This window comes from Lactobacillus sp. UMNPBX12 (assembly GCF_002553955.1).
In the GTDB taxonomy this organism is placed as follows: Bacteria; Bacillota; Bacilli; order Lactobacillales; family Lactobacillaceae; genus Lactobacillus; species Lactobacillus crispatus.
Genome location: NZ_PCYY01000036.1, coordinates 1 through 8,273 on the forward strand (window position 1 = coordinate 1; position 8,273 = coordinate 8,273).

The following is an 8,273-nucleotide window of genomic DNA, read 5'->3' on the forward strand; positions in this document are numbered from 1 at the left end:
TAAAGAAATAAATTTAAGGAATCATTCATCCTTACACAAACTATTTTACAGTCTCACTTTGCTATATTTAAGTTAAAAGATAATAAAAGGAGGAATTTCATGAAAGTTACTTTTAAAGGAAAAGAAGTTCAATTAATTGGTATGCCACCTAAGGTTGGCGATGAAATGCCTAATTTTACAGTTTTAGACAAAAATAAGCAAGAAGCTACTAAAGATAGTTTATTAGGTAAAAATACTTTGATCAGTGTTGTACCAGATATCAACACACCTGTCTGCAGCATTCAAACTAAAACTTTTAACCAAACAATGGATCAGTTTCCTGACGTTAACTTTTTAACTATTTCAACTAATACCATCAAAGACCAGCAAAATTGGTGTGCGGCTGAAGGTGTTAAAAATATGCAATTAATGTCTGATGAAAAATTATCTTTTGGTAAAGCAACTGGCTTACTAATACCAGCATCTGGAATATTAGCACGCAGTGTTTGGATTCTTGAGCCTAACGGTAAAATCGTTTATCGTGAAATTGTTGATGAAATTACTCATGAGCCCGATTATAATACTGCTGTAAATGAATTAAAAAAGTTGCTGTAAAATTTAAAAAAGATTGCCTCAGTACATACACATATGCTAAGGTAATCTTTTTTTCTTTAGTTCTTATATTGTTCCATTCTTTGATTAAGTTCTTCCTTATTAAAATTATCTAAATCAATTGCTTCTCCACCCATTAACCAATCAATCATTTCAGGATCTACTTTATCTTTAGGCGTATCGTAATAATCTTGCAAAGACCATACACCACCAATGTCATCAATTATTCCATAACCTTTTCCAGAAAGTATCTTTGGACACTTAGGAGCTGCTTGATCAGTAGTGATGTTCTTAATATCTACTTCGAATTCCCAGCTATCGCCATAATCATAAGTTAATAATAATTTATCTCTCTTTTCAAAATACGAAACCTTAGCTTTTTCATAATCTATGCCTGTAGCCGGATCCCAATCTTTCGCTTCAGCGATACTTTCTGCATTTTCAAAGCGTTCCTGCGTTTTTTTATTCAGCAAATCAAACATATGTCCAAAATCTGCATTAAACATATCTAGCATAGCAACTTCTAATGTTTTCACTGACGTATTGCCACTAATAATAAATCTACGCCAAGTAGATGGTTTAAAAGACTTTAGTTTTACTCTAATTTCATAGGTAGCTAGATTGCGAGTTTGATTTTCAAAAATTGTCTTTTTTCGTATTTTCTGCTTTTTATCATGACTCTCAAGATCTTTTCGCAAGCCTTCTAAAATTCTAGACAAATCCTGAGAAGACAGATCTAAATCTTCAAGTTCCAAAATCTTTTTCGGATTTGCTTCAATTGCCGCTATCATATCGTTTATCAAATCCTCATCCAGGCTTTGATCGGAGTATGAATTAATTTCTTCAACTACCCAGTCAATATTCATCCCTATTTCTTTACTATCAGTTTTACGAATAAGACCTACTCTACTCAAAAATACATAGAAATTTTTCAAAGTATTTGTAATCTGCTCTATTTCTAGCGGATGTAGTTTATTGTTAGATATCATAATCCATAAATAAGAAATCGCTTCTCCTAAATCATTAGTAACTAAATGGATCTTATTACGTAATAAATAATGATTTAGATAATCCGGCAGCATTTGATCAGGTTGGAGATATCCTATTCCTGCTGGTACATATTTAGCATATTGATCAATGAGTTTCTGATTATTTTCTTTAATTTTAGCAACAATCTTTTCATTGCCTTTTACTGGTTTATTTTCATATTTTTCAAAATTAGAGAAATCTTCAAATTTTGGCACTAAGTCAATATACTTATATCTTCGATTTGGTTTTTGCGGCTTAATAGGGAAATACGTACTAACCTCATCAATCATCTTAGAAATAAAATTTTGTCCAATCTGACTATCCAAGGCAAAAATAGCCGCTGACATTACAGTTAGCTTATCTACCATATTCTTTTCATCTTTTACAACATCAATCAAATTTAAATATTCGTTTTGATTATCCTCTATAAGTTTACGAATTTTTTCTAGCATTAAATTAGCTTGGCTTTTAGTATCGTAAAAAGACATTTGCTTGGACTTTACCGCTGAAACTAATTTTTGTTGCTGTTTAAACAAAATAAAGTCATAGCTTTTAATCGCATTAGCAAAAACATCATTAAATAGCTTAGCATCAAGTTTAGTTAATAAAATTGGAAAACTAGTGTCTTTTTCAACTAATAAATAGTACTTTTGCTTTTGAATATTTATTATACCTGCATCCCAAACAGTAAAAGGCTCATTCTTAATAATATCAATCTTATTTTCTTTAATTTCTGGTGCTAAGTTAATACCGTATCGTACTTGAAGCATGTGGTTCTCCTTATTAAAATAATTTCATTTTAATTTTATCATGTCTATTCACAACTATTCATCTCAGAAGCAAAAAAATGAAGGCAATCACTGCCTTCATCTAAAATACACAAATTTTAGTCTTTTTCTAAAACCGGTACTGTCTTTTTATTTCTAACATGATATACAACTAAACCAATTGCTAAACCTACCAGTGCTGGCACTAACCATGATAAACCCATGCTGGCAAGTGGCAAATGACTTCTAAGTGAAGCCACTGCTAAACCAAATGAACTTTGACTAACCACACTTGGAAAAGCAACTACCATATCGCCTAAAGCTGGTACAACAGTAAATAGGATTACGAAAAAGTAAACTACACCTGCCTTATTAAACAATGGTGAACAAACTGATAGCAAGATCAAAACCATGGATAAAGGATATAAGAACATTAACATCGGTGTTGACCATGAAATGATTTGATCCAAACCAAAGTTAGCGGCTAAGAATGATGCCAAACAACTAAGTGCTAACCAAACGTGGTAACTTACCTTAGGAAAATGCTTATGAAAGTCTTGCGCAAAAGCAGCAACCAAACCAACTGCAGTAGTCAAACAGGTAACTGTCAATAAGAATGCAAGTAAAGCTTGACCAAAGACACCGCCATAAACGTTAACGATTTGGTTAAAGGCTACCCCACCGTTATCAGAAACTGCAAAGCGTCCGAGAGACATTGCACCCATTAAGATCAATAACAAGTAGATAAAACCGATTGCTAAAACGGCCAAGACACCTGATTTAGCAACAACTTTTGAAACACTTTTAGCATCTTTTTGTCCCATGCCACGAACAGCTGTAACAACCGTAACCCCAAAGGCTAAGCCTGCTAAGGCATCCATTGTGTTATAACCCTCTAAGAAGCCATTTACTAATGCTCCATGCTTATAAGCAGCAGTTACTGCTGCAGTTTGTGGATTACCCAACGGACGAGCAAAAGCTACAAGAAACACTAGGAATAACAATGCCAAGAATAATGGATTTAATACCTTACCAACGTTAGACAAGATATTATTTTGATGATAAGAAAAAGCAAAAGCAGCTAAAAAGAATAAAGCTGAGAAAACAAGTAAAGCGGAACTTTGCATATTCTTCGGCATAAATGGTGCAATACCAACTGTGAAAGAAACGGTTGCAGTTCTTGGGGTACCAAACAATGGTCCGATTGTGGCATGGATTAAAACCATAAATACTACTGCAAATCCGGCACCCAGCGGCTTACCGATGTCGTATACTCCGTTTGCATGAGTAATTGCTACTGCTAATACAGATAATAATGGTAATAAAACCCCTGTGATCAAAAAGCCAACTGCAGCTGTTCCCCAATTTGCTCCAGCTAGTTGTCCTAAATGTAATGGAAAGATTAGGTTACCAGCCCCAAAAAATAATCCAAACAGCAAGGAAGCAACAACGAGATAATTTTTCCATGTAAGTTTTTTCGATGTATGATCTGTCATTTTCTCTCCTCCAAAACATCCCTGATAAACAAAAAAGGCCCTCAGCTGCAAATTGCAACTGAGGGAGGCTTTGAGCGTGGTACCACCCTTTATTTATATCACTATTGCTAGCAATACCTTTCACGTACAGTCAATTACTTGACGATACGTAGGCACTATAATGGGTGCTCCCACTACCTCTTACTTTAAGTTAAGAAATAGAACTCGAAAGTGATTTTCATTTAAACTTAGGATTTATCTCCTCACACCTAACGAGACTCGCTGTAAATTAAGCCTAAATTACTCTTCTTTCTCTTTGTTTTCAGATTTATTAAATTTGTTAATAATTATTTTAATCAAAATATAATCGTTGTCAACAACTTTTTTATTTATTTTTCAAATTTTCTATTCAAATTGAGTCTGCCAATTAGGATCATTATTTGCAGCAAAACACATAGCAATTTGTTCCTCAGTATTTCGACCCAGCGACAACTTCGGCAAATTATCTAATGTAAAATAATCACAGACATCAGTTTCATCGTTCGGCTTAAATTCACCACTAATTTCTTTGCATAAGTAAAATACCTTCGTAATGTTGGTGGCCAAAATTGGTTTATTATGATGATTACGATCTTGAACTGCAATAATTTTGACGGGTCTAACTACTCTACCTGCTTCTTCATATGCCTCTTTAACACAATTTTGTGCTGTAGTTTGGTCATAATCATTCCAGCCGCCTGGCAATGACCATTCCTGAGTCATTTTTTCACGGACAAGCAAAATTTTATTATCCTTAAAAATTGCTGCTCGCGTATCAATCTTAGGTGTTTGATAGCCCTCATCACCCAAAAAGAGTGTTTTAATTTGTTCTTTAGGTAGTCCTGTCCTAGCTCCATCATTTCGCCTGCAATTTTACGGATTTTTTCATAGCGCTCATGATCAAATACATCATGACCATAATGCAATCCTGCTTGAGCTAAACTTTGTAAATCTGTCGCCCACTTGATAAATTGATCATCTGAATTCATTTTTATTGCCTTTAATATAAAATTCTAAGAAAAATAACAAATTCCAAATTAATAGGCAGATTGAAATACCTATTTTAGATTTTATCACAACCCATAAGTAACTTACTCCTAGTGCAAAAATTAGTAGCAATGTTAACAGATTACGAATACTAAATCGACATTCAGTATTAATATTGTTAGCCAGATAAACTGCTACAAACATATTTAAAACTAAACCGCCAATATCTAAAAATCTGTTTTTGCTATATCGGTTAAAATAGATAACTTGATAAAGCCAAATTTGCATTACTACAATTACAACCAATAAAAATTGAAGAAAAGTAACTAAAGGAATACTGCCATTAACAGGATGATGAATCATTGCAGTAATTCGAGAAATTGCGTATACGAAAACTAAATCATAGAATAATTCAAACATTCCAACAGGCTTAGCTATTATTTTTTTCAAACTAATCCCCCCTAATATTTGATTACTGTCTATCATGCTTTATATTTGTCCAAAAAGCAAATTATGATATTAATTTGTAAGAATCAATTTTTAGCTTGATTGTGAAAAATTATGCTAAAGTAATTATTGATTAATAAATTAATTTAATTGGAGGAATAGCCATGCCACGAAATCCCAGAAAACACAATTTTAATCAGTTCTCAGACCAAGAAAAAGATAAATTAAAAAATGTCAAAAAAGAATTAGCTGAGGCCCAAAAGAAAGAACCTGAAAGCCTACGTGAACATCTACAAGCCTTTAACGATGGAGTGATGGCCATTATTATTACAATTATTGTTTTAGAAATTCAACCTGCTCTGCATGAAATTCATTATCAGCAATTCATTAGCAACATTGCTGTCTTTTTAATCACTTTTTTATTGTGGCAGATTTCTGGTATGATCTACATTTATCTTTTTCATACTATATTTTCAAACCTTCAAAAGCGATTGCCATTCTAGACTTCTTTTTTCTAGCGGATTTATCACTTCTGCCAGTCATGACTAAATGGATTATGGCTGAAAATTCTTCTTTCGCTGTAGCCAATTTTGGGATTGTTTTTTTAATTGCCAAAATCTTAGAATATCTAATCCAATATTTTGGTGCTAAAAATACTGCGCGCTATTCCCAAATCATGCGAATTATTATTAGCCGCTCCTTTATTAGAAAAATGACGGTTACTTTATTTTTAAATGTAATATTGATCATTCTGTCATTATTCAATGCAAAACTAGCAATGATTCTTTATTTAATAGTTCCAGTTATTTCATTTCTTTTTCCAGTTAAACGCAACAAAATTATGTGATTTTTATTTAAAAGAGCGCCAGTAAACTTAAACTAAATCTACTGGCGCTCTTTTGTTACTTTTCTTGTTCCTTACAATGACTCTTGCAAACACATTCTTTACTATTTACCATTTTGCAGTGGCAAATGCCATCCTTATCTGCACAAGGACAATTTTTCTGACATTTCATTTCATCGTGACAAAATTCATTTTTCATGTTTATCACCTCTATAGCTTATTTGCCTATGATAATCGGACTTTCCAACCAATATATCTTACAATTTTACTTTTCCTAATAAGATTATTTTATAGAAATACCTAGTTAATTTGTTAATTTAATCTGCTGATCAGCTACCGATGTAATGAAGTAAGGATCATGCTCAATTAGTAACATCGTTGGCTTCACACTCTTAAGAAGCTTAATTAATTGATCTTGATTGAATACATCTAAATAATTTGCTGGCTCATCCCATAAATATAAATTAGCAGGTTCTGTCAATGACTTAGCCAAAGCTACTCGTTTCTGTTGTCCCATACTCATTTTTTCAATTCTAGTTGTAAAATCAGCACGCGCAAATCCCATTTTCTTAAGATTGCTCAACAAAGCTTCATAAGACAAATGATATTTTTTAGCAAAGTCTTTTAATGACCCGCTATACATTACAAATTCTTGTGGTAAATAAGAGATTTTCAAACTTTCAATTAGCTCATAATTACCTTTGGCAATTAGATTTTGAGAGATACCCAGTAAATACTTAATTAATGTTGACTTTCCAGAACCATTTTTACCTTCAATAGCAATAATTTCATGATTATTCAAAGACAAAGTCAAGCTTTTAAATAGTTCTCTACTATTTTTTAGTTGCAAGCTAAGATCATTAAGTTGCAAAATCTCACGATGATAGTCTGCTTGAAAATTCATAGTTAGAGAGGGAACAGCCTCAATGTTCTTTAGCATCCCTTCTTTTTCTGCAATCTTTTTATCCATGCGATTGCGTGCATTAATCGACTTCTTCATCATCTTTGCAGCTTGATGTCCGATCGCTCCCTTATTTAATCTAGTTCGACGATTGATGATATGCTGTGTTTTCATTCCTAATTTCTTACGTGCCTCTATTTTAGCTGCCCAATTATGGAATTGTACCTTTTCTTGATTTAGTTTTTTTACTTGCTCTGTAAGTTTTTTATTTTTCTCACGATCAAAATCATCTCGCCTTTTTTTAGTTACCTCATATGTTGAATAATTTCCTTGATACAAATGAATCGCTGTATTTTCAATCGCTAATATATGATCAGTTACCTGATTCAAAAAATCTCGATCATGACTGACTACAATATATCCTTGATCATGCCCATTTAAATATTCTGCTACTTGTTTACGACTTGTCTCATCTAGATGATTAGTTGGTTCATCAATTAGAGGAAAAGAATCTTGATCTGTAAATGATAAAGCTAGCAAAATTTTGGTTTGCTCACCACCACTCAAGGTATTGAAAGGCTGCCATAATAAATCAGGATCTAAATTCATTAGAGTTAACTCTCGTTCCAGCTTCCATTGTTCAAAGGCAACCTGATCTTGTAACTCATAAAAAGTAATGTTTTTAGAATTTTGAATTTTTACAGGATAATATGAAAAGCTGGCATTACCTTGAATTTGACCAGTTCCACAATACTTACCTCGCAGTAAGTTTAAAAAAGTAGTTTTACCTCTTCCGTTTCGACCAATCAAACCTAGTTTCCAATCAGTATCAAGGTCTAGGTTAAGATTTTTAAAAATATATCTATTGCTGTCTTCATATTCAAAAGATAACCTACTAATCTTAAGATTACTCATCCAACCACCTCGCACAAAAAGAGCCCATACTTCTAGCAAGCATAGACTCTCTCCTTACGAAAATGAATTGTAATAATCGAAGGCCTAGGCTTTAATCCTGCTAAAAGTACATAGTCTCTCCATAATATAAATTACTATTTGGACTATGATGCTAATTACAAGATTAAAAGCGCAACCTAAACCCTTCTTTCATTGAATAATATTATGCTGTAATAATAGCACCGAGACTGTCAAGAAGTTTGTGTAAATAATCTCTCTCGTTGATTGACTTTTTTATT

The 8,273-nt window shown here is 32.8% G+C and carries 5 protein-coding genes, 2 pseudogenes and 1 other annotated feature; of the genes and pseudogenes, 2 read left to right on the forward strand and 5 right to left on the reverse strand.

Annotated elements, in window-relative coordinates; translation table 11 throughout:
- Window positions 1–99 precede the first annotated feature (99 nt).
- Window positions 100–594 carry a thiol peroxidase gene (gene tpx, locus CP363_RS09925; RefSeq protein WP_098036198.1) on the forward strand — a complete coding sequence of 165 codons (495 nt, stop codon included), beginning with the start codon at window positions 100–102 and terminating at the stop codon, window positions 592–594.
- Window positions 595–650: 56 nt separating this feature from the next.
- Here the strand turns inward: tpx and CP363_RS11045 are convergent, their stop codons facing one another.
- From CP363_RS11045 to CP363_RS09945, 4 genes and pseudogenes are all read right to left on the reverse strand, one after another.
- Window positions 651–2,390, reverse strand: coding sequence for a plasmid pRiA4b ORF-3 family protein (locus CP363_RS11045; RefSeq protein ID WP_233187162.1), 1,740 nt, complete (start codon window positions 2,388–2,390; stop codon window positions 651–653).
- A gap of 116 nt (window positions 2,391–2,506) precedes the next feature.
- Window positions 2,507–3,883, reverse strand: a complete 1,377-nt coding sequence (brnQ, locus tag CP363_RS09935; RefSeq protein ID WP_098036199.1) for a branched-chain amino acid transport system II carrier protein — start codon at window positions 3,881–3,883, stop codon at window positions 2,507–2,509.
- A gap of 58 nt (window positions 3,884–3,941) precedes the next feature.
- Window positions 3,942–4,188, reverse strand: a binding site (T-box leader).
- A gap of 79 nt (window positions 4,189–4,267) precedes the next feature.
- Window positions 4,268–4,890 (reverse strand): annotated as a pseudogene (locus CP363_RS09940) (NUDIX hydrolase N-terminal domain-containing protein).
- A complete protein-coding gene (locus CP363_RS09945; protein ID WP_089143516.1) occupies window positions 4,877–5,338 on the reverse strand; it encodes a low temperature requirement protein A in 462 nt (153 codons plus the stop codon). The pseudogene CP363_RS09940 and the gene CP363_RS09945 overlap by 14 nt, the downstream one beginning before the upstream one ends.
- 161 nt (window positions 5,339–5,499) lie before the next feature.
- On the opposite strand from CP363_RS09945, the pseudogene CP363_RS10680 reads away from it, so the two are divergent.
- Window positions 5,500–6,182, forward strand: a pseudogene (locus tag CP363_RS10680) (TMEM175 family protein).
- Between the two features lie 301 nt (window positions 6,183–6,483).
- On the opposite strand, the gene abc-f reads toward CP363_RS10680, so the two are convergent.
- On the reverse strand, window positions 6,484–7,995 hold the full coding sequence (abc-f, locus tag CP363_RS09960) for a ribosomal protection-like ABC-F family protein (RefSeq protein ID WP_089145469.1): 1,512 nt from the start codon (window positions 7,993–7,995) through the stop codon (window positions 6,484–6,486).
- Window positions 7,996–8,273 lie beyond the last annotated feature (278 nt).

Coding starts and splice junctions, on each gene's coding strand:
- tpx (WP_098036198.1), top strand. CDS start 100: ATGAAAGTTACTTTTAAAGGAAAAGAAGTTCAATTAATTGGTATGCCA.
- CP363_RS11045 (WP_233187162.1), bottom strand. CDS start 2,390: ATGCTTCAAGTACGATACGGTATTAACTTAGCACCAGAAATTAAAGAA.
- brnQ (WP_098036199.1), bottom strand. CDS start 3,883: ATGACAGATCATACATCGAAAAAACTTACATGGAAAAATTATCTCGTT.
- abc-f (WP_089145469.1), bottom strand. CDS start 7,995: ATGAGTAATCTTAAGATTAGTAGGTTATCTTTTGAATATGAAGACAGC.